The organism is Pseudoalteromonas sp. 2CM32C (assembly GCF_023161925.1).
GTDB classification, from domain to species: Bacteria; Pseudomonadota; Gammaproteobacteria; order Enterobacterales; family Alteromonadaceae; genus Pseudoalteromonas; species Pseudoalteromonas marina.
This window is the reverse complement of record NZ_JALNTI010000001.1, coordinates 298,481-323,316: the sequence shown is the minus strand read 5'-3', so window position 1 is coordinate 323,316 and position 24,836 is coordinate 298,481. Positions and strand designations below refer to the sequence as shown.

Annotated in this window: 24 protein-coding genes; 18 read left to right on the top strand and 6 right to left on the bottom strand. The window is 41.0% G+C overall.

Annotation, left to right across the window (positions count from 1 at the left end; genetic code table 11):
* Positions 1 to 121 precede the first annotated feature (121 nt).
* From raiA to MTF67_RS01505, 4 genes are all read left to right on the top strand, one after another.
* Positions 122 to 478 (top strand): ribosome-associated translation inhibitor RaiA, encoded by a 357-nt coding sequence (gene raiA, locus MTF67_RS01520; protein ID WP_006791946.1) that lies wholly within the window; start codon positions 122 to 124, stop codon positions 476 to 478.
* A 142-nt stretch (positions 479 to 620) separates the two neighbouring features.
* On the top strand, positions 621 to 1,856 hold the full coding sequence (locus tag MTF67_RS01515) for a divalent metal cation transporter (RefSeq protein WP_248518523.1): 1,236 nt from the start codon (positions 621 to 623) through the stop codon (positions 1,854 to 1,856).
* Positions 1,857 to 1,927: 71 nt separating this feature from the next.
* Positions 1,928 to 2,383 carry a GNAT family N-acetyltransferase gene (locus MTF67_RS01510; protein ID WP_248518522.1) on the top strand — a complete coding sequence of 152 codons (456 nt, stop codon included), beginning with the start codon at positions 1,928 to 1,930 and terminating at the stop codon, positions 2,381 to 2,383.
* Positions 2,384 to 3,157: 774 nt separating this feature from the next.
* Positions 3,158 to 4,318: an IS30 family transposase gene (locus MTF67_RS01505; RefSeq protein WP_248518521.1), complete on the top strand. Its 1,161-nt coding sequence runs from the start codon at positions 3,158 to 3,160 to the stop codon at positions 4,316 to 4,318.
* Between the two features lie 34 nt (positions 4,319 to 4,352).
* Here MTF67_RS01505 and MTF67_RS01500 read toward each other — a convergent pair whose 3' ends face one another.
* The 3 genes from MTF67_RS01500 to MTF67_RS01490 are packed head-to-tail and all read right to left on the bottom strand — an operon-like array spanning position 4,353 to position 6,667.
* Positions 4,353 to 5,540: a VWA domain-containing protein gene (locus tag MTF67_RS01500; RefSeq protein WP_248518520.1), complete on the bottom strand. Its 1,188-nt coding sequence runs from the start codon at positions 5,538 to 5,540 to the stop codon at positions 4,353 to 4,355.
* Position 5,541: 1 nt separating this feature from the next.
* Entirely contained in the window at positions 5,542 to 6,390 is an 849-nt protein-coding gene (locus tag MTF67_RS01495; protein WP_006791951.1) for a MoxR family ATPase, read from the bottom strand.
* Positions 6,391 to 6,442: 52 nt separating this feature from the next.
* Positions 6,443 to 6,667, bottom strand: a complete 225-nt coding sequence (locus tag MTF67_RS01490; protein WP_006791952.1) for a DUF1653 domain-containing protein — start codon at positions 6,665 to 6,667, stop codon at positions 6,443 to 6,445.
* A 60-nt stretch (positions 6,668 to 6,727) separates the two neighbouring features.
* Here MTF67_RS01490 and MTF67_RS01485 point away from each other — a divergent pair, with 60 nt between their 5' ends.
* From MTF67_RS01485 to rpoS, 11 genes are all read left to right on the top strand, one after another.
* The gene (locus tag MTF67_RS01485; protein WP_006791953.1) at positions 6,728 to 7,207 is read left to right on the top strand and encodes a DUF2947 domain-containing protein; all 480 of its coding nucleotides are present in this window, start codon (positions 6,728 to 6,730) and stop codon (positions 7,205 to 7,207) included.
* 74 nt (positions 7,208 to 7,281) lie between these two features.
* Positions 7,282 to 7,914, top strand: a complete 633-nt coding sequence (locus tag MTF67_RS01480) for a hypothetical protein (RefSeq protein WP_006791954.1) — start codon at positions 7,282 to 7,284, stop codon at positions 7,912 to 7,914.
* A gap of 40 nt (positions 7,915 to 7,954) precedes the next feature.
* The gene (ftsB, locus tag MTF67_RS01475) at positions 7,955 to 8,242 is read left to right on the top strand and encodes a cell division protein FtsB (RefSeq protein ID WP_006791955.1); all 288 of its coding nucleotides are present in this window, start codon (positions 7,955 to 7,957) and stop codon (positions 8,240 to 8,242) included.
* Positions 8,232 to 8,933 carry a 2-C-methyl-D-erythritol 4-phosphate cytidylyltransferase gene (ispD, locus tag MTF67_RS01470; protein WP_248518519.1) on the top strand — a complete coding sequence of 234 codons (702 nt, stop codon included), beginning with the start codon at positions 8,232 to 8,234 and terminating at the stop codon, positions 8,931 to 8,933. The genes ftsB and ispD overlap by 11 nt, the downstream gene beginning before the upstream one ends.
* Positions 8,930 to 9,427, top strand: coding sequence for a 2-C-methyl-D-erythritol 2,4-cyclodiphosphate synthase (gene ispF, locus MTF67_RS01465; RefSeq protein WP_248518518.1), 498 nt, complete (start codon positions 8,930 to 8,932; stop codon positions 9,425 to 9,427). The genes ispD and ispF overlap by 4 nt, the downstream gene beginning before the upstream one ends.
* Positions 9,424 to 10,476: a tRNA pseudouridine(13) synthase TruD gene (locus MTF67_RS01460; protein WP_248518517.1), complete on the top strand. Its 1,053-nt coding sequence runs from the start codon at positions 9,424 to 9,426 to the stop codon at positions 10,474 to 10,476. The genes ispF and MTF67_RS01460 overlap by 4 nt, the downstream gene beginning before the upstream one ends.
* Positions 10,457 to 11,221: a 5'/3'-nucleotidase SurE gene (gene surE / locus MTF67_RS01455; protein ID WP_006791959.1), complete on the top strand. Its 765-nt coding sequence runs from the start codon at positions 10,457 to 10,459 to the stop codon at positions 11,219 to 11,221. Before MTF67_RS01460 ends, surE begins: the two co-directional genes overlap by 20 nt.
* The gene (locus MTF67_RS01450) at positions 11,211 to 11,849 is read left to right on the top strand and encodes a protein-L-isoaspartate(D-aspartate) O-methyltransferase (RefSeq protein ID WP_008126889.1); all 639 of its coding nucleotides are present in this window, start codon (positions 11,211 to 11,213) and stop codon (positions 11,847 to 11,849) included. The genes surE and MTF67_RS01450 overlap by 11 nt, the downstream gene beginning before the upstream one ends.
* Positions 11,850 to 11,858: 9 nt before the next feature.
* The gene (locus MTF67_RS01445) at positions 11,859 to 12,437 is read left to right on the top strand and encodes a YqaA family protein (protein WP_008126892.1); all 579 of its coding nucleotides are present in this window, start codon (positions 11,859 to 11,861) and stop codon (positions 12,435 to 12,437) included.
* A 41-nt stretch (positions 12,438 to 12,478) separates the two neighbouring features.
* Positions 12,479 to 13,303 carry a peptidoglycan DD-metalloendopeptidase family protein gene (locus MTF67_RS01440; RefSeq protein WP_058428486.1) on the top strand — a complete coding sequence of 275 codons (825 nt, stop codon included), beginning with the start codon at positions 12,479 to 12,481 and terminating at the stop codon, positions 13,301 to 13,303.
* 35 nt (positions 13,304 to 13,338) lie between these two features.
* A complete protein-coding gene (gene rpoS / locus MTF67_RS01435; protein ID WP_006791963.1) occupies positions 13,339 to 14,313 on the top strand; it encodes an RNA polymerase sigma factor RpoS in 975 nt (324 codons plus the stop codon).
* Positions 14,314 to 14,381: 68 nt separating this feature from the next.
* On the opposite strand, the gene mutS is transcribed toward rpoS, so the two are convergent.
* On the bottom strand, positions 14,382 to 16,964 hold the full coding sequence (mutS, locus tag MTF67_RS01430) for a DNA mismatch repair protein MutS (protein ID WP_248518516.1): 2,583 nt from the start codon (positions 16,962 to 16,964) through the stop codon (positions 14,382 to 14,384).
* A 21-nt stretch (positions 16,965 to 16,985) separates the two neighbouring features.
* On the opposite strand from mutS, the gene MTF67_RS01425 reads away from it, so the two are divergent.
* Together MTF67_RS01425 and recA are read left to right on the top strand one after the other, a co-directional pair.
* On the top strand, positions 16,986 to 17,477 hold the full coding sequence (locus MTF67_RS01425; protein WP_248518515.1) for a CinA family protein: 492 nt from the start codon (positions 16,986 to 16,988) through the stop codon (positions 17,475 to 17,477).
* Between the two features lie 65 nt (positions 17,478 to 17,542).
* Positions 17,543 to 18,586, top strand: a complete 1,044-nt coding sequence (gene recA, locus MTF67_RS01420; protein WP_243532875.1) for a recombinase RecA — start codon at positions 17,543 to 17,545, stop codon at positions 18,584 to 18,586.
* A 269-nt stretch (positions 18,587 to 18,855) separates the two neighbouring features.
* Here recA and MTF67_RS01415 read toward each other — a convergent pair whose 3' ends face one another.
* Both MTF67_RS01415 and MTF67_RS01410 read right to left on the bottom strand, forming a co-directional pair.
* Complete coding sequence (locus MTF67_RS01415) at positions 18,856 to 20,979, bottom strand: TonB-dependent siderophore receptor (RefSeq protein WP_248518514.1); 2,124 nt, start codon at positions 20,977 to 20,979, stop codon at positions 18,856 to 18,858.
* Between the two features lie 234 nt (positions 20,980 to 21,213).
* Positions 21,214 to 22,383 carry a DcaP family trimeric outer membrane transporter gene (locus MTF67_RS01410; RefSeq protein ID WP_006791968.1) on the bottom strand — a complete coding sequence of 390 codons (1,170 nt, stop codon included), beginning with the start codon at positions 22,381 to 22,383 and terminating at the stop codon, positions 21,214 to 21,216.
* 437 nt (positions 22,384 to 22,820) lie between these two features.
* Between MTF67_RS01410 and acs the strand changes: the two genes are divergently transcribed.
* On the top strand, positions 22,821 to 24,761 hold the full coding sequence (gene acs / locus MTF67_RS01405; RefSeq protein ID WP_006791969.1) for an acetate--CoA ligase: 1,941 nt from the start codon (positions 22,821 to 22,823) through the stop codon (positions 24,759 to 24,761).
* Positions 24,762 to 24,836 lie beyond the last annotated feature (75 nt).

The following is a 24,836-nucleotide window of genomic DNA, read 5'->3' as shown; positions in this document are numbered from 1 at the left end:
GCAACACATGATTTAAATCACCAAAAACCGCAAATAAACCTCAAATATCTCTCTTTTTTCCTTGTGTTAATCTAAATAGCCCCCAATACTATTTATGAGGTAACAAATAAAAGGATACCCTATGAAAATTAATCTTTCTGGTCACCATGTTGAAGTTACTGACTCTATTAGAGAGCACATCAACGAAAAATTTTCTAAAATTGAGAGCCACTTTCCATCACTTATTTCTCTCGATATGATCTTGTCTAAAGAGCATCATAAAATCCAAGCCGAAATTAGCACTAATTACGAAGGTGCGCGAATATCAGTAAAAGGGGAAAACGAAGTAATGTACCCAGCTATTGCAAGCGCAGCTAAAAAACTCGATGCAGCACTAAAACATCGAAAAGGGCAAATAAAAGCAAATTTACACGAAAAGCCTGTAAGTACAACGCCAGAAATAGCGCACGAAATCATCCAAGAGATGGAACTAAAATAATTTTTAGTCCCAAAGCACTATAAAAAAGAGCCTTATGGCTCTTTTTTATTGCCTTTAATTTAGGTAAGTTATGCAGCCTTCGGTGTTATTAATTGTGAAAATTAATAACCAGAGTGAATAACACACATAATTTGAGAAATTAATGCAGCAAACACACACTTCTTGGAAATCTCACGTAGGCGCACTAGGCCCTGGTATTTTAATGGCAACCGCAGCAATTGGTGGGTCTCACTTAGTTGCATCTACTCAGGCTGGCGCGCTATTTGGCTGGCAACTATTTTGGTTAATACTGGCTGTTAACGTATTAAAATATCCGTTTTTTCGCTTTGGTATGGAATACACCTTAGCCACTAAAAACAGTTTAGTAGAAGGCTATAAAAACAAAGGCCCGGTGTATTTTTATAGTTTTATTGGCTTGAACATACTGGCAGCAGTTGTTAATACCGCAGGGGTATTACTACTTACCGCCAGCTTACTGCATTACGCACTGCCTGCAGTGATAGAGGTAACCCTGCTATGTTGGATATTGCTCGGTGTGTGCTTAGCCATATTATTGTTAGGGCACTTTAAAGCGCTCGACAGCGTTGCTAAAGGCATTATGGGGTTATTAACACTCGCTACTGTTATTGCGCTGGTTATCGCGTTTAGTAATGGCCCAATGGCGCCAGCTGACTATGTTGGCCCCTCACCCTACGAGCTGGCTATGCTGAGCTTTATGGTCGCGTTAATGGGTTGGATGCCAGCACCCATAGAAATATCAGCCCTTAGTTCGCTGTGGCTTAAAGAAAAGCAAGCCCAGCAAGCGGTCACTAAAAGCCAAGGCTTGTTTGATTTTAACGTAGGCTATTGGTTAACAGCGTGCTTAGCATTGGTATTTTTTAGCTTAGGTGTGCTGGTGCAATACGGGCAAAGCAGCAGTATTGAGCTTGGCGGTGTTGCCTTTGCTAAACAGCTCATAGACATGTACGCACTCACTATTGGTGAGTGGGCAAGGCCGCTGGTATCAGCTATTGCTTTTTTATGTATGTTTGGCACTACACTCACCGTGCTTGACGGCTACGCCCGCACACTTAACGAATCGCATAAACTACTTGGCTTTGGGCAATCAAAGCACAGCCTAAACATTTGGTTAATACTACAAGCGCTTGCTGGTATAGCGGTTATTTTATTTTTTAAATCGGCCCTGGGGCCAATGCTTACTTTTGCCATGACACTTGCTTTTGTCACTACCCCCGTTTTTGCATGGCTTAACTTTAGCCTAGTGCGCTCAGAGCCTGCCATTAAACACAGCGTATTATTGCGCAGCTTAACGTGGTTAGGCTTAGTGTACTTAGTTGGTTTTGCTGTTGCGTTTGTGGTGTGGAAGCTAGCAGCCTAAATATAGCTATTTACTTTAGGGCTTTAATTAAAGCCCTAAAGCATTAAATTCAAGGGTTAAACGAGGCATAAATGGATATAAGAACAGGCGAGCTTTCAAACCCCCACGTTATAAAGTTACTACAAGCGCATCATAACGATATGCTAAAACACTCACCTGCTGAGAGCGTACATGCACTGGATGTAACTAAACTTACTCAGCCCAATATAACCTTTTATAGCTTATGGATTGATAATAACTTAGCGGGTGTTGGCGCATTAAAAGTGCTCAATGCCACGCATGGCGAAATTAAATCAATGCGCACCTCAAGCAACTATTTACGCCAAGGCATAGCGGCTAAGTTACTCACGTATATTATTGAGCAAGCAACACGGCGAGGGTATAAAAAACTTAGTTTAGAAACCGGCACTGCAAAGGCGTTTTTACCCGCACAAAAGCTCTACGTCCAATTTGGTTTTAAAGAGTGCGAACCATTTGGTGATTATGAGCTAGACCCATATAGCTTGTTTATGAGTAAATCGGTTTAAACTAAAATGACCGAGAAGTAACGTTTTGTAGTTGTATGATTTAAATATTATCCGCATGGCTGTTCAGAGCGAGAAGCGGTCATTGAGATTGGCTAAATATCGTCGTTAATAGATTGGTTAAACTGCTCTGCGCATATATTCATGAAAGTAAGCGCTGCGCGCATATTGGTTAATTTAACTTTACCTATAAACTTTAGAAAACTTTGCGATAGTAATACCTTAGGTAATTTGTTAAAACTATATAATGTAGAAAAATGAGCGTAGCGTCGGCAGAAATATGCGCGACGAGCGCACTATTAAATTGTTATGAGCTTTAGTCGTCGTGTTAATTTTAAATAAAAGGAATTTTAAGTGTTTTATTTGCAGCTAGTATTTTCAATATTGTTTGTTTTTCTAACTATCTATGGGTATGTAAAAAACAAACGAAACACTATGCTTCTAGGCGCTATGTGTTTGGTAATTGCGACCGCGGTAGAGCCATTCTCTAAAGGTTTTAACGATGGTTTTTCCAGTGCTAAAGAGCAACTGAAAGAATCAAATGGAAAGGACTAAGGTTTGAAATCAGCTCATAACAAATCTATCAACCGGATGTTGGCAAGAGCGGCCAACACAGGTTATAAGTGAATGGGGTCAAATCTTGACTTATAAAAGTGAATGAAAAAGTGAATGGGGTCAAATCTTGACTTAAGACATTAAAGTCGATGTCTGCTAATGGCTGTGAGTTCAACTGGTGAATGCAACGCTATCCTTATTATTAGTTAAAGGAGCGTTTACATGAAACAGAGAAAGCGTATTTATTATAATGCAGAACAAAGAAGGTTAATTTGGGATCGATATCAGCGCGGTGATAGTGCGCATGATATAGCAAGGTTATTTGATCGATACCATTCATCTATATTAGGTATTATCCATAAAACAGGTGGTGTTCGGCCGCTTGAGCCCAAACGCTCACCAACAACACTAACTCTTGCAGAGCGAGAAGACATTTCACGAGGGTTAGCAGCAAGTAAGTCACTTCGAGAAATAGCGAGATACCTTAATCGCTCACCTTCCACTATTTGCCGTGAAGTAAACCGCCACGGCGGGATTAAAAAATATCGAGCGAGTAAAGCTGACAAAGTTGCCTGGGAAAATGCCAAACGCCCTAAGCCTTGTAAGCTGTATGGCAACAAAGAATTATGTTTAATCATTGCTCAAAAGATGGAATCTGCATGGTCACCTCAGCAAATCTCTGGTTGGCTTAGGCGGAGATACCCCAATAATGAGGATTTGAATGTGTCGCACGAAACAATATATAAAACCCTATATATACAAACCCGCGGCGCCTTAAAAAAAGAGCTACAAAAACACTTAAGGACGCAGCGGGTAGTCAGGAAATCAAAACACGCCACTCTTAAAGGTAAAGGGTTAGGAAAGATAGTTGACGCTGTACCAATTAGTGAAAGGCCATCAAATGTTGAAGACAGAGCTGTTCCAGGCCACTGGGAGGGAGACTTGATCCAAGGCTCAGGAAACAGTTTTATCGCGACTCTAGTTGAGCGGCACTCTAGGTATGTAATGTTAGTGAAAGTACCTAGTAATAAAACAAAGCCAGTAATCGAAGCGTTGATTAAACAAGCTAATAAGTTGTCAGCAGAGCTTTATAAATCATTAACTTGGGACAGAGGATGTGAGCTTACTAATCATAAAGACTTTACTCTAGCTACAGATATTCAAGTATATTTCTGCGATCCACAATCACCTTGGCAACGCGGCTCCAATGAAAATACAAATAGGTTATTAAGACAATATTTTCCAAAAGGAACTAACTTAAATGAGCATTCTCAGATAAGATTAAACCAAGTTGCCAGACAACTTAATGAGAGACCGAGGAAAACACTAGAATACGAAACACCTGCGGAGCGATTTAATCAGTGTGTTGCATCGAGTGGTTGAACTCACAGCACTGAGCTGTCATTGATATTAACGATCAACTCAGTTCTTTTATCGCTCTACTTATCCCATCCAAGCTCAGCGCGTACATGCGATTGTTCATTGACTCTTTTATAAAGCCAATTGATTGATAATACGGCCAGTGTTCAACGGGTTGTGGGTTGAGCCAGGCGACTTTATCAAAGTGGTTTGTTATACGCTGTAACCATGCACTGCCGGGCTCTTCGTTGTAATGTTCTACTGAGCCGCCAGGGTAGGCTATTTCGTATGGGCCCATAGTGGCATCACCCACAAATATGACTTTGTAGTCGCTGGTAAATTTATTAATCAGCGTCATGGTGTCGATGATGTTTGAATGGCGGCGTTGGTTATCCTGCCAAACGTGTTCGTATAAACAGTTATGAAAGTAGTAAAACTCTAAATGCTTAAATTCACTGTGGGCGGCGCTAAATAGTTCTTCGCAGGTATGAATGTAGTCATCCATTGAGCCGCCAATATCAAACAGCATTAATACTTTTACCGCATTGTGGCGTTCGGGTGCCATTTTTACATCCAGCATGCCGCCTTGTTTTGCAGTAGCGCGAATAGTTTCGTTTAAATCCAGTGTGTCGCTTGCGCCAGTGCGGGCAAACTTACGTAACTTTTTAAGGGCGAGTTTTATAGTGCGTGAGCCAATTTCGCGGTCTGAATCTAGGTTACGGTATTCGCGCTTGTCCCACACTTTTACCGCTTGGCGGTTGCGGTTGCCGTCTTGTCCTATACGCACGCCCTCAGGGTTATAACCATACGCGCCAAAAGGAGATGTACCGCCGGTACCTACCCATTTATTACCGCCTGCGTGGCGTTTTTGTTGCTCTTCTAAACGCTCTTTCAGGGTTTTCATAAGCTCGTCGAGCCCGCCCATCGCTTTAAGTTGGGCTTTTTCTTCATCGCTTAGGTTTTTTTCAAACTCTTTACGTAGCCAATCTTCAGGTAAGTTGTGCTGTCGCTTTAAACTTTCGAGTAAATCAAGGTCGGCAATACCGCTAAAGTAGTCACTAAAGGCTTTGTCGAAACGGTCAAAGTGCGTTTCGTCTTTTACCATTATGGTGCGCGCTAAATGGTAAAACGCGTCTACGTCTGCAAATATAACGCCTTTTTTTAAGGCGTTAATTAAATCGAGTAGTTCGCGCAGGCTTACCGGTAAACGGTATTCACGTAATTTGAAGAAAAACGCAATCAACATATTAACGGCGGCTCATAAACGCGAGTTTTTCGATGAGGCTTATGTCTTGCTCATTTTTAAGCAGTGCGCCAAACATCGGCATTAAGCCGCCTTTTTGGCTTTTGTCGTGTAATGTTTTAGCGTCTATATCCTCTGCCATTAAAAGTTTTAACCAATCTAGCAATTCGCTGGTGGAGGGCTTCTTTTTAAGGCCGTTGGCTTCACGTAAGTTAAAAAATACTTCTAATGCTTGGCGTACTAAATCTTGTTTAACGTTAGGGTAATGTACATCAACAATTTGCTGCATTTCCTCGCTGCTTGGAAAGTCAATATAATGGAAAAAACAGCGGCGTAAAAAGGCATCAGGCAGCTCTTTTTCGTTGTTTGAAGTGATGATCACAATAGGGCGCTCTTTTGCGATAATGCGCTCACCTGTTTCGTAAACGTGAAACTCCATTTTATCAAGTTCGAGCAGTAAATCGTTTGGAAACTCAATGTCGGCTTTGTCTATTTCGTCAATGAGTAAAACTGGGCGTTTGCCGTTAAGCTCGGCATAGGTAAATGCTTGCCACAGCTTACCTTTAACAATGTAGTTGCCAATATCATGCACGCGCTCATCACCTAGCTGGCTGTCACGCAAACGCGATACGGCATCGTATTCGTATAAACCTTGCTGTGCTTTGGTGGTCGATTTAATGTGCCACTGAATAAGCTCGGTGTTTAAACTTTTCGCAAGCTCTTCGGCCAGCATAGTTTTGCCTGTACCAGGTTCACCTTTAATAAGTAATGGTTTTTCAAGCATAATAGCAGCATTTACAGCCTGTTTTAGCGAGCTGCTTGCGATGTAATTGTCAGTAGAATTAAATTGCACGGTGTACCCTTGTCTGGTCTGAGCAGTATTGAATGGGGTTATAATGCCACAGTTAATCTGCAGGTCCAAGGTAGGCAAAACGAGGTATAGTTTTGCCCTCTTTTTCAACGGTTTCTAAAAACATACTAAGTGGTCGTGCCCAAATACCGAACTCACCATATAAGGCTTGATATATCACCAATTGTTCGTCTGTTTCGCTATGTGTTGCCTGATATAAAACTTTGTATTGCGGGCCTTTGTAGTGTTGATATAAACCCAGTTTTAGTGCTGTAGTCATGCTTCAATCTCTTGTATAATTTGTGTTTGCACTTTTAATGCTAACTAATTTGCCAATATTATGAACTATATTTCGTTAGATGATTACAGAAAAGCGTGGGTTTTTCGCCATAAAGACATTCCGGTATCAAGTGATGACGCAGCTAAAATAAAACCAATGAGCGACGAGCGCGCTGCTGTACTTTGGAGCACAATGGTAAGCCGTGAGTTTGACCACCCCGACTTTTTTGATGACAGTATGTGGTGCGGTCAAGATAAAAGCTTTAGTGATGAAGTTAACTGGGAAGCAGCTTGGGAAAATGGCGATGCTTTACCACCTCAAGAAATTTTAGAGTTTTTAGGGTGGGAAGCAAATACCACGGTATATTTTTGTATGGCGCGCGATAATGTTATTGAAACAACGTTTGACGTATTTAAACGTAATTGGCAAAACTTTATGTTTTTAGCCGATGGCAGTTTACTAGTTGGTAAAAAGCGCAACAGTGTTGTGCAATTTTTAGAGTCGGGTAAAGCTAAGTTAGGTGAAAAACCAAGCGCTTAATTTATTATGTGTGCTTAAAAACTATTCAGTACTATGTTATAAAACAGTTATCTGAATGTTTTTGAGTAAAGCAATTGGTCGCGAAAAATCAGTCACTTGGTGAACAGCAGCAAGTTGAAATTTGGCAAACTGATGCGCAAAAGGCGCTATATGCGCAGTTGTGCAATGCATTTTATCAGCGAGAAGTTCAGCGGTTAGTCGCCGAACCTAATGCCGATAAGTTGCGTAGGCAGTTAAAAAGTTTGCCTTATTACATTGAACGAGCTGCATCGCTTGTAGTAAACGGGCATTCGCCTTTTACGCTTGATGCACAAAATGGCTCGTGGCTCGAAAAACAAAAAGCAACGCCGCCCGATGTAAATAAACAAGCCAATGAACTTTTTTTTCAAGCGCATGCCAAAGTGGGACTAATTGTTCCGGTGATAGTAAACCAGTATGACAAATTACACCTTAGGATAGACAGTATTGATCAGGTGTCTGAAAACAAGTTGCATTGCAACGAGCTAGGGTGGTTTGATTTTTTAGGCAATGGCCTAGAGCAGCAATATGCACAACTTTTAAAGCCAAGTAAGTTGAGTTTAGCTGCAGCGTGCTGTGGGCATCAGTGGCAGTTTTCAAAGCGTTGCACACCACGTGTATTATCATTACGTGAAATGCTACTGGCAGGTAACATTAATTGGCGCAATATAAAACGCCCATTAGCTTAGTTAAGTTAAAACTTTTAAATTATTAAATAAGGAGTGTTAAATGCGTGTTTTTCAAGTGTGCTTACTGTGCTTAGCACTGTTTGTTCAATACAGGTTATGGTTTGGTCAAAATGGTGTGCAAGATTATTCGCGCTTAAAAGGGGCGGTGGCAACCCACCAAGACACTAACGAAAAGTTGATAAAACGTAATAAAGTGCTCAAAGCCGACATAGAAGATTTAAAGCTTGGCCTTGAAGGAATTGAAGAACGTGCCCGAAACGAATTAGGAATGATTAAGCCGGACGAAACATTTATTCGTGTTTTACCGGGCAACCAATATGAGAAATAAACAAACTATCGTTGCGATTGTACCCGCAGCAGGTGTAGGCAGCAGAATGCAGCACAATGCACCTAAACAATATATACAGTTAGCGGGTAAAACAATTTTAGAACACACCCTAACTAAACTATCTCAATTACCACAACTACAAACTATTGTTGTTGCCCTTAGCGATACAGACCCATACTTTGGTGAACTACCATTAACCGATGCGCGCATTGTTCGTTCAAGTGGTGGCAAAGAACGTGCTGATTCAGTGCTTAATAGTTTGTTATTTTTAGCACCCAATCCCCCTGATTGGGTATTAGTGCACGATGCAGCGCGCCCATTGGTTGATCTAGCAGACATAGAGCGCCTTATCAGTGAGTGCCTTAGTGCAAATGAAGGCGGAATTTTAGCCACTAAAGTAAAAGACACCATCAAACGCGGCGATACACACTCAAAGCAAACCGTACCAAGGGATGATTTATGGCAAGCGCTTACCCCTCAATTTTTTAAGTACAGTGACCTTAAAAATGCGCTGAAAAATGCGCTACAAAGTGGGGTGCCTATTACCGACGAAGCCAGTGCAATTGAGTGGGTAAACAAACCAGTAAAACTTATAGCGGGTCGTAGCGATAATATTAAAATAACCACGCCAGAAGATTTAGCTTTGGCAGGGTTTATATTAAACAAACAACAAAACGAGAGTGCAGTATGATTCGAATTGGCCATGGTTTTGACGTACATAAATTTGGCGGCGAAGGCCCGTTAACTATTTGTGGTGAAAAAATTGATTACCCACAAGGCTTTTTAGCACACTCAGATGGCGATGTAGCTATTCATGCATTATGTGATGCTATTTTAGGTGCGCTCGCTATGGGCGATATTGGTAAGCACTTTCCTGATACAGCGAGCGAATATGAAAATATAGACAGCCGCATTTTACTTCGCCACGTTGTAGGCCTTGCTAAAGAGCAAGGTTATGTATTGGGTAACGGTGATGTCACTATTGTGGCGCAAGCACCAAAAATGCTGCCGCACATACAGGCTATGCGTGTAAATCTAGCTAATGATTTAAACTGCGATCTTAGCCAAATAAATGTTAAGGCTACGACAACTGAAAAGTTGGGTTTTGAAGGACGTAAAGAAGGTATTTCTAGTCATGCCGTGGTTATTATGAGTAAAGAGCTTGCGAGTACAAAAAACGCATGAGCGACTTAAATTATTTATACGGCGCACCGCTTTCAAAAGCTGACTTTAAAACCACAGCAGAAGACTTTATGGTAGATGAAGATCTAGGTATAGAGTTTACAGGTAACGGTGAGCATGTATGCTTGCAGGTGGTTAAAAAAGGCGAAAACACACAATACGTGGCTAAAATTATCGCGCAAAAAGCCGGTGTATCCCCTCGCGATGTAAGCTACGCGGGCATGAAAGATCGTCATGGTGTATGTAGCCAATGGTTTAGTGTAAAAGTGCCCATTAAAAAGCATATAGATTTTACAGAGTTAAATAGCGAAAGCATTTTTATAGTGTCGCAACAGCGCCACGAGCGTAAATTACGCACCGGTTGCCACAAGGGCAATAAATTTACCATTACCCTTCGTAATGTTACCGAGCCGCTTGATATATTATGCCGCATAAATGCTGTGCGTGCTGGTGTGCCAAATTACTTTGGCGAGCAGCGTTTTGGCCGCGATGGGCATAATTTGGTTATGGCCGAAAAAATGTTTGCCGGCGAACGTATTCGCGATAAGAAGTTACGCGGTATTATAATTTCAGCTGCGCGTTCACATATTTTTAATCAACTTGTAAGTTTACGTGTAAAAGAACACGGTTTAGCTAAAACGATGCACCGCGAAGTATTTATGCTCAGCGGCAGTAATGCATTTTTTGAAGATGAAATTAACGACGAAAACATAGCACGTTTAGCCTCTGGCGATATTGTAATGTCGGCACCAATGGCAGGCAAAAGTGATAAAGGGTTAACTGAGCAAGAAAAAATATGGCTTAAACCCTATCAGGCATGGTGTGAAGGCCTGGGTGAATTAGGGCTTAAAAACGAGCGTAGAATGTTGCGTTTGATTCCTGATAACTTGGCAGTAGAAACACTTGATAACACCACACTTAAGCTAAGCTTTGGTTTACCTAAAGGGTGTTTTGCAACTGCATTACTTCGTGAACTGGTGGACTATACAGATGCAAGTCCAAAAGAGCGAAAAGAAAAGGATAATGGCATAAATGAAGATACTGTTAAGTAACGATGATGGCGTTAATGCTAAAGGCATAGCGGTCTTATATAACGCGCTTACAAAAATTGCAGACGTCACTTTGGTGGCACCCGATCGCAATTGCAGTGGTGCAAGTAACTCGCTCACATTAATGAATCCATTGCGTGCAACAACTCTTGAAAATGGGTTTATGTCAGTTAATGGTACGCCAACCGATTGTGTTCATTTAGGTGTTAATCAGCTTGTTGACCAAAAACCAGATTTAGTTGTGGCAGGCATTAATCATGGCGCCAATTTAGGTGATGATACGCTTTATTCAGGCACTGTTGCTGCAGCGACCGAAGGTCGTCATTTGGGGTTGCCTGCTATTGCAGTTTCACTTTGCTCACACAATGGCGAGCACTTTGAAACAGCGGCTGCGGTAACAGTTAATATAATTAAAGAACTTGCATCGCACCCATTACCAAAAGACCAAATTATTAATGTTAATGTGCCAGATGTTCCACTAAGTGAATTAAAAGGTGTGCAGGTTACGCGTTTAGGCGCTCGGCATAAAGCTGAAACTATGACCAAGCAAACAGACCCTTGGGGTCGAAGTATTTACTGGTATGGCTCGCTTGGCACAGAGAGTGATGCAGGTGAAGGAACTGACTTTTACGCCATTAATAATGGTTTTGCATCGGTTACACCACTCAGTGTTGATATGACCGCACACAATAGCATTAAGGCAGTTGGGGACTGGTTATCTAATTTGGAGATAAATCGTGCTCGCTAATTACACGCGAAGTGCGAAAGCGTTATCAGATTTACTTAAACGTGAAGGTGTTGAGGATCAAGGCGTACTTGATGCCATTGCAGGTATACCTCGTCATTTATTTATTGATGACGTGTTGCAGCATAAAGCTTATGAAAATACAGCGCTACCTATTGGGCAAGGGCAAACTATTTCGCAGCCTTATATTGTAGCCCGTATGACGGAGCTTCTGAGGTTGGCCGGTGTGCGCGATAAAGTATTAGAAATCGGCACGGGCTCTGGCTATCAAACAGCGGTATTGGCTAAAACGTTTACTAAAGTTTATTCTGTTGAGCGGATCAAAGCTTTGCAATGGCAGGCTAAACGGCGTCTGCAGCAGCTTGATTTATACAATGTAACAATGAAACATGGAGATGGCTGGCAAGGTTGGCAATCTCAAGCACCATTTGACGGCATTATTGTTACGGCTGCCGCTGCCACCTTACCTCAAGGTTTGTTAAGTCAACTCGCTGATGGCGGTGTATTATTAGCGCCGGTTGGCGAAGCTGATCAAAAATTAATAATGGTTATTCGAAAGGGCGAAAGCTTTACAGAGCATGTTATTGCACCAGTAAGATTTGTACCTTTGGTACCTGGTGATATTGAATAGGAATTCACTTTGAAGTTGTTTACTAAGTTGTACGATATGGCCCTAGTATGGGCAAAGCACCGCCATGCGGAGCGTTATTTAGCAGGAATGAGTTTTGCCGAGTCTGTTTTTTTTCCTATCCCACCCGATGTAATGTTAGCGCCAATGTCGCTGGCTCAACCTAGTAAGGCGTGGCGTTTTGCTAGCTTCGCAACGATTGCATCTGTGCTGGGCGGGGTAATTGGCTACCTTCTTGGTTTTTGGCTTTTTGAACCTGTTGTAGAGCCGCTAATTGCACAGATGCATTGGCAAGAAAAGTTTGATGTAGCATTAAATTGGTTTAAAGAGTATGGCGTTTGGGTGGTGTTCTTAGCAGGTTTTTCACCCATACCCTATAAAGTATTTACAATTGGTGCGGGCGTTTTACAGATGGCGTTTTTACCATTTTTAATTGCTTCAGCAATCGGGCGCGGTGCTCGGTTTTTTCTAGTTGCTGCGCTTATGAAATGGGGCGGAGCGCAAATGGAGAAAAAATTACGTCAGTATATTGAAGTGCTTGGCTGGGGATTAGTAATATTAATAGCCGTTGCGTACTTTTTGTTGCGTTAAGCTATATAAAATAATGTTACTTAAACATGGAGAAAAGCACGATGAATAGACAATTTATGCTTTATGTTGCTTTGTTCATTAGTGTTTTTCTCTTTGGTTGTTCATCTCGCCATGTTCCAGCGCCCGTTAGTAGCTTAAATAATAATGTTAATGACTCAAACCATTTAATTAACATTGTAGATGGCAAATATACAGTACAAAAAGGAGATACACTTTATTCAATCGCATTTAGCGCAGGAAAAGACTTTAGAGAACTTGCTAAAAACAACTTAATTTCAAGTCCTTATGTTATATATCCAGGCCAGTCAATCTCTCTCTCTCCCACTATCAAAAAAATTAAAAGCTCAAAAAAATATACGAATTCGAGTAAAAAGTCTAGAAAAAACATACAAAATAATAACAAAAAATTAAAGAAAGGACTTGATCAGCCAAAAAAACGAGAGTATGTTCAAAAACAAGCCAAATATAAAGTTAGTAACCAAAAGCAGTTGTCGAGCGGTAAATTAAAGTGGTTTTGGCCAGCAAAGGGCAAAATTACCAAACGCTTTTCTAATAAGGAAAACGGCTATAAAGGCTTACAAATTACTAATAAAATGGGGGCTACAGTTTTAGCCGCTGCACAAGGAACGGTGGTGTATGCGGGTAACGCGCTTCGAGGTTATGGTAATTTAATCATTTTGAAACATAATGATGATTATCTTAGTGCTTATGCACATAACTCGAAATTACTTGTAAAAGAAAAGCAAAAAGTTAAGGCAGGACAAAAAATAGCAGAAATTGGCAATTCAGAGTCTTCGGTTACCGCGCTTCGCTTTGAAATTCGTTACCGTGGGAAAGCTGTCAATCCTGCTAAATACCTTCCTTAGATTTTAGGTATTGATAATTGCTCTGGAGAAGGCTTATGGCTAGCGCAGCAAAGATTGAAAAAAATATCAGCAATGACGACAAGTTTGATGAAAACACCGTTGAAGAAGCAACACCGCTACTTGAAAAAGTAGATGACGAAGACATATTTGCCAAAGAAGAAGTGACTAAAAACCTAGATGCCACCCAACTTTACTTAGGTGAAATAGGCTTCTCTCCATTATTAAGCGCTGAAGAAGAAGTATTTTTCGCGCGTAAATCCCTCAAAGGCTGTGAAGCCTCTCGTAAACGTATGATTGAGAGCAACTTACGTTTAGTTGTTAAAATTGCACGTAGATACAATAACCGTGGACTAGCGCTACTCGATTTAATTGAAGAAGGTAATTTAGGGTTAATTCGTGCTGTTGAAAAGTTTGACCCTGAACGCGGGTTTAGATTTTCAACCTATGCAACATGGTGGATACGTCAAACAATTGAACGCGCCATTATGAACCAAACACGCACTATTCGTTTGCCCATCCACGTAGTGAAAGAGCTAAACGTTTACTTACGTACAGCGCGAGAGCTAACCCAAAAACTCGACCATGAGCCAACTGCTGAAGAAATAGCTGAATGCCTAGATAAGCCAGTTGAAGACGTAACCAAAATGTTACGTTTGAATGAAAAAATAGCGTCGGTTGATATGCCTATTGGTGGCGAAAACGACAGCGTGCTGCTTGATATTTTACCTGACGAAAAAGGCAACGGCCCTGAAGGTGAAGTGCAAGACACCGAAATTAATAAACACATTGTTGATTGGTTAGGAGAATTAAACCTTAAGCAACGTGAAGTACTGGCGCGTAGGTTTGGATTACTAGGCTATGAGCCATCTACACTTGAGGATGTAGGTAGAGAAATAGGGCTAACACGAGAGCGAGTAAGACAAATACAAGTTGAAGCATTACGTCGTTTAAAAGATATTTTGCAACAAGAAGGGTTAAGCACAGATAGTTTATTTAACCAATTTTCTTAATAATAAATGTAAGGCCTTACAAGGCTTGAATAAAAAATGCCGAAGAAATTATTCTTCGGCATTTTTTGTTAAAGCAACGCTTTTAATTTATAGAGCAATTCGTGTGCTTGACGAGGCGATAAGTTATCTGGGTCAATTGCACTTAATTGTTCTTCCACTAATGAAGGCTCAATAACAGCGCCATTATTAAATGAAAATGCGTGTTGCTCAGCATTAGGTGCAGTAACACTTTGGTGATTTTCAAGTAACTTAAGCTTTTGTTTAGCTTGTGTAATTACCGCTTTAGGCACACCAGCCAGCGCGGCCACTTGTAAACCAAAGCTTTTGCTTGCCGCACCGTCTAGCACAGTATGCATAAATGCAATGGTATCATTATGCTCTATTGCATCAAGGTGAACGTTTACAAGGCCCTGCGTTTGCTCTGCAAGCTCAGTTAATTCAAAGTAGTGAGTTGCAAACAGGGTTTTAGCGGATATTTTTGATGCTAAATGATTCGCTGTGGCATATGCAAGCGAAAGCCCGTCATAGGTACTTGTACCACGTCCAATTTCATCCATTAATACCAACGACTGCGCTGTCGCATTATTTAAAATTGTGGCGGTTTCGGTCATTTCAACCATAAAGGTTGAGCGGCCAGAGGCTAAATCATCACTTGCACCAATACGCGTAAATATACGATCAATATTGCCTATTTTTGCGCTATCGGCAGGGACATAACAGCCAATGTGCGCCATTAATACAATAAGTGCTGTTTGGCGCATATAGGTTGATTTACCACCCATATTTGGACCGGTAATAATCAGCATTTTGCGCTGACTATTAAGCTCTACAGGGTTTGCAATAAATGGGTCTTTCATTACCTGTTCAACAACCGGATGACGGCCTTGTTGAATGCTAATATTGTCGTTGTCGCAAAGCTCTGGTTTAGCATAATTAAGTGCAAAGGCACGCTCTGCTAAGTTATTTAATACATCTAAGTCAGCAAGCGCTGCAGCCATTATTTGCAGCTGCTCAATATGTGGGGCGATAAATTTAAACAACTCTTCGTATAGTTGTTTTTCAAGCGCGAGTGCTTTTGATTGGCTACCAAGTACTTTGTCTTCATGCTCTTTAAGCTCTGGAATAATATAGCGTTCATTATTTTTAAGCGTTTGACGGCGAATATAATCAGCAGGTACTAAATGTGAATTAGCGCGGCTCACTTCTATAAAAAAGCCGTGCACTCGGTTATAGCCAATTTTTAACGTACTAATCCCAGTACGTTCACGCTCGCGTTGTTCAAGCTGCTCGAGTACATCAGTTGCCCCTTTACTTAGGTTACGCCATTCATCAAGTTCACTGTTATAACCCGGCGCAATTACGCCCCCATCACGAATAAGTACTGGCGGATTATCAATAACAGCTCGCTCTAGCAATGCTTGTAGCTCAGGTAATTCAGGTGAGTGTTTGATAATACTTGTAATGCGTGGGTCGCTCGCATCACTTAATAAATTATGCAGGGGGGCAAGTGCTTGTAGTGCACTGCGTAAGCGTGTTAAATCCCTTGGGCGTGCAGTACATAATGCTAAACGCGCTATTACACGTTCTATATCACCAATCTCTTTTAATGATTCGTGTAATTCTCCACATAGTTGTGCGTCTAAAATTGCGCTAATAGCATTTAGACGAGAATTCAACTCGTCTTTATTTCGAACAGGTGTATGAATGCGGCGTTTTAATAAGCGTGAGCCCATTGCAGTGGCTGTTTTATCAAGTACTTGTGCAAGCGTGTTTTCAAATCCACCTGACAGATTAACTGTTAGTTCTAAATTTTTACGGGTTGCGGCATCTAATATAACAGCGTGTTCGTTGTGCTCAAGCGTAATGGCGCGAATATGAGGCAAAGCAATGCGCTGTGTATCTTTCACGTATTGCATTAAACAGCCCGCAGCTACGAGCGCTGAGTGAGCTTTTTCTACACCAAATCCAACTAAATCCTTTGTTCCAAATTGATCGCATAATAAGTGCTGAGCCGTATCTAAGTCGAACTCCCATTCAGGGCGACGACGAGCGCCTTTAATATGTTCGATTAGATGTGTGTTTTCAAAATTTTCGCTATAAAGCAGTTCTGCTGGCGATAAACGTTGTAGCGTTGAGCTTAACGCTTCGTCAGTATTGACTTCTACAACGTTAAAACGCCCAGAATTTATATCAAGATACGCAACACCGTATTGGCCTTTTTTATTTTGCCAAACACTGGTCAGTAAGTTGTCTTGTCGTTCTTGAAGAAGCGCCTCATCTGAAATAGTGCCCGGTGTAACAATGCGCACTACTTTTCGCTCAACAGGGCCTTTACTGGTTGCGGGGTCGCCAACTTGTTCACAAATAGCAACTGATTCGCCCATTTGTACCAAACGCGCTAGGTAGTTTTCTACGGCATGATAAGGCACACCTGCCATAGGAATAGGGTCGCCACCGGCTTTGCCGCGCTGAGTTTGCGAAATATCGAGCAATTGAGCTGCACGTTTTGCGTCGTCAAAGAAAAGCTCATAAAAATCTCCCATACGATAAAACAATAAAATATCGCGATGCTCTGATTTTATTTTTAGATACTGCTGCATCATAGGGGTTTGTTGTTTTATAGTGTGTGGTGCAAAAAGATCAAACGACATGTATTTACCCAAAGGCTGAATATGGAATTACATCAAGAGATTAAAACACTTGCTGCGAAATTAGGTGTTATTTTAACGGATAAATGCTTATGGATCACTACTGCTGAATCATGCACGGGTGGCGGGGTGAGTTATGCACTAACAGACACACCTGGCAGCTCGCGCTATTTAGGGCATGCATTTGTTACTTATAGCAATGAGGCAAAGCACGAACTACTCAATGTAGCGACGAGTACGTTAGAGCAGTATGGTGCTGTGAGCGAGCAAACCGTAAAAGAAATGGCGTTGGGGGCAAAAAATCTTGCCAATGTTGACGTTGCTATTGCTATATCGGGGATAGCAGGGCCGGGTGGAGCAACACAAGATAAGCCAGTGGGTTTTGTATGGTTTTGCCTACAAATTGCAGATAAACAATTTACATTTAAGCAAATATTTAGTGGTGATAGAGCCCAAGTTAGAATGCAGGCTATTGAATTTGCTTTGAAAAATACAATTGAAAAGATAAATTTATAAATTTCGCTTGATACTGTGGTTTCATACAGTATACTTGTTCGCATTAGCCGGATTTGGAGAACAAAATGAACGATAACAAACAAAAAGCGTTAGACGCTGCACTATCACAAATTGAGCGTCAATTTGGTAAAGGTTCAATCATGAAGCTGGGCGACAATAAAGCCTTGAACATTGATGCAGTATCTACAGGTTCATTAGGGATCGACATTGCTTTAGGCATAGGCGGTTTACCAATGGGTCGTATTGTTGAAGTATATGGTCCTGAATCTTCAGGTAAAACAACACTGACTTTGCAAGTTATCGCACAAGCTCAAAAAGAAGGTAAAACATGTGCCTTCGTTGATGCTGAGCATGCTCTAGATCCTGTATACGCTCAAAAACTAGGTGTTAACATTGATGAGCTGTTAGTTTCTCAACCAGATACGGGTGAGCAAGCGTTAGAAATTTGTGACATGTTAGTGCGTTCAAGTGCTGTAGATGTTGTGATTGTCGATTCAGTTGCAGCCCTCACACCTAAAGCTGAAATTGAAGGCGACATGGGCGACTCGCACATGGGCTTACAAGCACGTTTAATGTCGCAAGCATTACGTAAGCTTACGGGTAATATTAAACGTTCAAATACATTATGTATTTTCATTAACCAAATTCGTATGAAAATTGGTGTAATGTTCGGTAACCCAGAAACAACAACCGGTGGTAACGCGCTTAAGTTTTACGCATCAGTTCGTATTGATATTCGTCGTATTGGTTCGGTGAAAGAAGGTGATGAAGTTGTTGGTAACGAAACGCGCGTTAAAATTGTTAAAAACAAAGTAGCGCCTCCGTTTAAACAAGCCGAATTTATCATCATGTATGGTGAAGGTATTTCTAAGCAAGGCGAGTTAATTGATTTAGGTGTTAAGCACAAAATTGTTGAAAAAGCAGGTGCTTGGTACAGCTACAATGGTAACAAGGTAGGCCAAGGTAAAAACAATTCAATTAAATTCTTAAAAGAAAACGTAGAAATTGCAAACGAAATTGAAGGCAAACTACGCGATATGTTATTGCTTAAAGCGACAATTGAACCAGAAGATGGTGAAGATGTACTTGGTGATGACGCTAACCTTTAAGGTTTAAAACGTTCTTCAAGCTTGATTTGACCCGAGCTTTACAAAAACGCTAGCCAGTAATGGTTAGCGTTTTTTTGTGTGAAAGCATTTATTAAGTCGTTATTAATTCGCCTAACTAAACGTGCTGTTTTTAGGTTATAAAGCCTTAATAGCATCGGGTTTACTGTATTAACACTATGGTGGGTTTGTAACTACAGTTTTAAACATGAAAAACGACACAAAAGCTGTGTCGTTTAAATTGTGTGATTAAAATATACTTATAATTAGCTTTATAGTTGCCAGTTAACAGATAAGGCATAGTTACGCGGCGCGCCGTAGTAACCTTGCGCCCAAAATAAGCTATGCAAATACTTTTCGTCGGTGGTGTTATTTACGTTAAAAGTAACACCTACGTTTTGAGTAATCTTGTAGTTGGCCATCAAATCAAGAATACCATAAGCACCTTGGTTTGTTGTTACAAGTGCTGTACCCGTTGCGTCAAAGACTTGTACACGGCTCACCGAATCTTGCCAGCGATAGTTTGCACCAAATGTTAAGCCTTCAAAAAACGGTACCTGATAAGTAGCGGCAAGTTTTAATTGATTTTCTGGTGTGTAGTCTTTTACTAAATCGTCACCTTTAATGCTTAGATTACTAAAGCTTACGCTAGTGCTTAAACTCTCAGTAAGTTTACCGCTTAGTTCTACCTCAAAACCGTCACTACTAATGCCATCAGCAGCATAGTAGCGCGTATCACTCGGTAATGAATCAGGTAGTGCAACTGCAAGGCCTTCCTGTTTAGCATCAAAATACGCCAACGTTAAAAACACTTGGTCTTCTAAAAGCTGTGCTTTTAAACCTATTTCGCTACTTTTGCCAGTAATGGGGGCAAGTTGCTCAGCGTTTATATCCAGCTCTTTTTGTGGCACGAATGTTTCGGTATAGCTTGCGTAGGCTGAGAGTGAATCTGTAAAGTCGTAAACCGCACCTATATAAGGAATAACTTCATTGTCATCTCGTGTTTGTACTACCCCATATGCAGTGCCTTTTGTTTCCCAGTCGGTGTAACGAACACCTGCAAGCACACTTAGTGGGTCACTTAGTTTTATGCGAGTAGATACATAAGCAGATTGCTGCTTGTTTTCAATATCACTGCCGTTTAAACCATCTGCAAGTGTTGCTTCTGGCGCTACGCCATTCCATGTATCAAGCGATGGCATGGCAGGAAACCCATTACCCGTTGTGTAATCGTATAGTGACTGCTCGTTATAATCCATGTTTGCTTGGCTTACACCAAATGATAGGTCGTGCTCTTGACCAAATAAATCAAACTTACCACTAGCGTATAAATCAAACAGGTCGTGTTTATCCTCGTAATCATAACGGCTTGCGTAACCAGTAAGACCTAGGCCTGTTTCTCTATCGGGTGTGCCATAAACATAAAAAAGCTCTGAATCTTGCTCGTTTTCAATATGTGCATAACGGGCGGTTGCTACCCAAGTTGCTGATAAGTTTTGCTCAAGCGTTACATAAACCTGTTCAGCACTGTTGTCCCAATATGACCAATCTGATGCAGTACTAGTAGATGCATCGTAATCAGTGGCTGAGCCATCAGTGTAGTAAAGGGGTAATGCTCCCCAAAGAGGACTATCGGCATCTTTTTGTTGATTAACGTAGTTAAGACTTAGCGTTGTATCATCTGTTAATTTACCTTCATAGGCTAAGTAACCTATTGTTTTGTCAGTTTCGTAACGGTCCAAGTAAGATTCTGCTTTATGCTTAGTAAATACCGCGCGTACAGCGTGCTCATCGTTTATTGGAGTCGAAACATCAACCTCTAGTCGTTTGTTATTCCATGAGCCATAAGATACAGATGCATGCGCTTGTGTTATGTAGGTTGGTTTTTTAAGTACCATGTTCACTGTTGCAGAAGGGTTTCCTGCACCGGTCATTAAACCGTTAGCCCCACGAACAATTTCAACACGGTCGTAAATAGAGGTATCTAATGAGCCTTGAATTGACCCCGAACTTTGTGGAATACCCAAGCCATCTACTTGAAAGTTTGTGATTTCAAATCCACGGGCTTTAAAGTAAGTCCGATCTGTTTCTATTTGCTCCACCGTTACACCGGGTGTGCTTTCAAGAACGGAGTTAATATCGTCTAACGAAAAATCGTCCATTAATGCGCGCGAAACAACCGAAATACTTTGTGGGGTTTCTTTTATTGAAAGGCCTAATTTAGTTGCAGACTGCGCATCTTCGGTAATGTAGTTTTTATGATGCTGGCCATATACGGCTATTTTCTCTAATGACTCGTTGTTAGCTTTTAACTCCTGCGCAAACGTATTTCCAGATAAAATTAAAGAAGTAACAATGCTTAGTTTAGACAAACGCAAAATAGTAGGGGACGACATATCGGTTCCAGTTCGTTAAAAAATTGGAATTTATGCTAATCTAAATGATATTGATTTGCAATTACATTGTTGTGGTTTGTTTATCTTTTAACTAATTTGGGCCAGCTTAATTAATACCCTTAGGTTTATTTTAAAATTATGTAGGGTTAAATTAAGAGGTTTATTAACCAAATTTAAAGTTATACGCATAAAAAAAGCGGCCTAAGCCGCTTAATTTATGGAGTAGACTTTAAATTAAAAAGCGTATTTAACAGAGAATTGTAAGCGGTCTAAATCACCATCAATACCGCTTTGAGTTTCTCTCTCAGCATGTTTTAACTCTGCACCAAATGTTAGGCGTTTAACCGGAGAGTATAAAATATTTGCGCTATAGCTTTGCGTTGATTCAGTTGGATCACCTGAAATGCTCAACAAATCAGTGTTGTTGTCAGCTGAAAAGAATGAGTAAAGGAATGTTGAACGCCATTGGCTGCTCCATTTATGCTGATAAGCAACAAAGCCAGACGTTGAGTCGATTGCATCTAACTCATCACCATTGAGTACGGCACCATGAGCAACATTTAAACCTACATATCGGCCTAAACCTTTACCTTGTGTCAGCATAAATTTAATGTTGTCGTCGCCTACTTTAAACATACCCGATGCGCTTACGCCAAATGACGTTTCATCAGCATCAATACCGCCTACTTTATACGTTAATTGGCGAGCAAGTGCGGTTACAACAAGGTTACCCCAGTCTGCTTTGTGTGTGTATCGTGCGGTAAAATCAGGAAGCGAAGCATCATCAGTTGCAACGCGTGCTCCGCCTGTTGTTGTGATTGTGCTTTCAGGGTTTTCTAATGAGAAAGACCACGCACCTGTTGTGTATTTAATTTGAGCTTGGCGAACAAACACTGTGCCTTCAGCAGGGCCTACAAAATCTAACGTTTCAGGAAGAGCTCCTACGTTTTGAAAGTTTGACCATGTTTGGCCAAATAACCATCCGTCGTAGGTTATAAAAGCGTGGCGGATGCGTGGAGCGAAAGAGTTTGATACGCGTTCATTACCACCTGCGGCTGAGGCAAGAAAATCAATTTCAATCTTGCTGTTAATTTTTTTACCGTTATCTAGCAAGGTCGACGTACCAAAATTAAAACGCGATTGACGCGCATGCATATCAAACACTGCGTCTGAGCTGTCATCATCACCTACAGTTAAAGTGCTGGGTACATAAAAGTCACGACCAACGCTTGTACCAGCAGAGGCACCCGCTGAATAATCACTCCACATCGTGTCGAGTTTAATATATCCGCCGTAAGTGAACTCTGTGTCACCAATCTTTGCAGCTGTAGCCGCATAAGTAGTGCTTGATAGTGCACATAAAACAGCGCTTGCTGCGAGTGTTTTTAATGGAGTTATTTTCATACTGGTATCCCTTGTTTAGGCTACTTGTTGTTTATAATTTTTTACTCGTTTTTGCCAATACTTGCTACAGGTATAGATTACGAATAAAAATAAATAGTGTGAGTCTGTTCAGTGTTAATAAATATTCTTTTAATTTTTAAACAACGCATGCAATAGTTTTTAGATTTGCTTAATTGTTCAACACAAATACTTTAGATATGTGTAGTGTTTACTCAATTATCTATTGGTCTATAAGACTAAGGTTTAACAGTGAAGTAATCTTTTGCTACCTTTATTTAACATCATGTATTGTTTAGGTAAAAATATTTAAGCTTATTAATTATATAGTACAAATTAGTAATATGGAGGCGAGTACAACTAAGGTCTAATACTTAATAAAGCACTGCTGAGTAATCCTTGTTAAGAGCCTAAGGCAAGTAATTTAAACGGAGACTAAGATGTCACAAAGTATCTATCCTGTTCCTAATCATATAAAAGACACAACACTCGTTGATAAAAATAAATATAATTCGATGTACCAGCAGTCAATTAATGACCCCGAAAGCTTTTGGCGAGAGCATGGTCAACGCCTCGATTGGTCTACTCCTTATACTAAAGTTAAAAACACCTCTTTTGATAAAGGGCACATCAGCATCAAATGGTATGAAGATGGTTTCTTAAATGCCTCTTATAATTGTATTGATCGTCATTTAAAAACCAAAGCCGATAAAATTGCACTTATTTGGGAAGGTGATGACCCGTCACAAAGCGAAAATATTACGTATCAGCAATTACACGATGAGGTGGCCAAATTTGCTAATGGTTTAAAAAAGCTAGGTGTGCAAAAAGGTGACCGAGTTGCTATTTACATGCCAATGACCCCGCAGGCTATTTATGCTATGCAAGCGTGTGCTCGCATTGGTGCAATTCACTCAGTTGTATTTGGTGGCTTTTCACCTTCGGCAATAGCTGATCGTATTAAAGACTCTGGTGCTAAAGTGGTCATTACATCTGATGAAGGCCGACGTGCAGGTAACTGCGTGCCATTAAAAGCGAATGTTGATGAAGCCGTATTACAAGATTCTGTAACCACTATTGAGCACGTGATTGTACATCAGTTAACAGGTGGTGAAGTTGATTGGCACGATCACGATATTTGGTGGCACGACTTAGTCGCTGACTTACCAGCACAGTGTGAACCAGAGCCAATGAACGCAGAAGATCCGCTATTTATTTTGTATACATCAGGTTCAACAGGTCAACCTAAAGGGGTTGTACACACAACTGGCGGTTACTTAGTTTATGCGTCAATGACTCACGAGTACGTATTTGATTTACAAGATGATGATGTGTATTGGTGTAGTGCCGATGTAGGTTGGATCACCGGACACAGTTATATTGCATACGGACCGCTGGTGAATGGGTGTACACAAGTTGTATTTGAAGGCGTACCTACATACCCAAGCGCAGGAAGAATGGGTGAGGTGGTTGATAAGCATGGTGTCACTATTTTATATACTGCGCCTACAGCGATTCGAGCATTAATGGCCAAAGGTGATGAGCCTACCGCAACTTCACATCGCGATAGTTTACGTATTTTGGGTTCAGTAGGTGAGCCAATTAACCCAGAGGCATGGAACTGGTACTACGAGAGTATAGGTAAATCTAATTGTCCAATTGTGGATACCTGGTGGCAAACAGAAACAGGTGGCATTATGATCACGCCACTACCTGGTGCTACAGACACGAAGCCGGGTTCTGCAACCCATCCATTTTTTGGTATTGCACCGGCACTTTATGATGCAGAGGGAAATACACTAGAGGGAGCGGTTGACGGTAATTTAGTTATTTTAGATAGCTGGCCATCACAAGCGCGTACCGTTTATGGCGATCATGAGCGTTTTGAACAAACTTACTTTAGTGCATACCCTGGCGTTTACTTTACCGGTGATGGTTGTCGTCGTGATGAAGATAGCTATTACTGGATAACAGGGCGTGTTGATGATGTACTCAATGTATCTGGGCACCGTTTAGGTACTGCTGAAATAGAAAGCGCATTAGTTGCTCATGAAGCTGTGGCAGAGGCTGCTGTAGTAGGTTACCCGCATAATATTAAAGGCCAAGGCATTTATGTTTATATTACGCCTAACGAAGGGGTCACGGTGAGTGATGAGCTTACAACAGCGGTTCGTAATTGGGTTCGTAAAGAGCTCAGCCCAATAGCCTCTCCAGATATGATTCAATGGTCTCCGGGTTTACCTAAAACACGCTCAGGTAAAATAATGCGTCGTATTTTGCGTAAAATTGCTGCCAATGAGCACGAGCAATTGGGTGATACGTCAACCCTTGCTGATCCGTCGGTAGTGGATGAACTTATCGATAATCGATTAAATCGATAAATACGCGTTAAAAGCTTGATTACAAGTTAATTCTAAACGTAGTATATCGGCTGTTACTTAGTAATAAGTATCAGC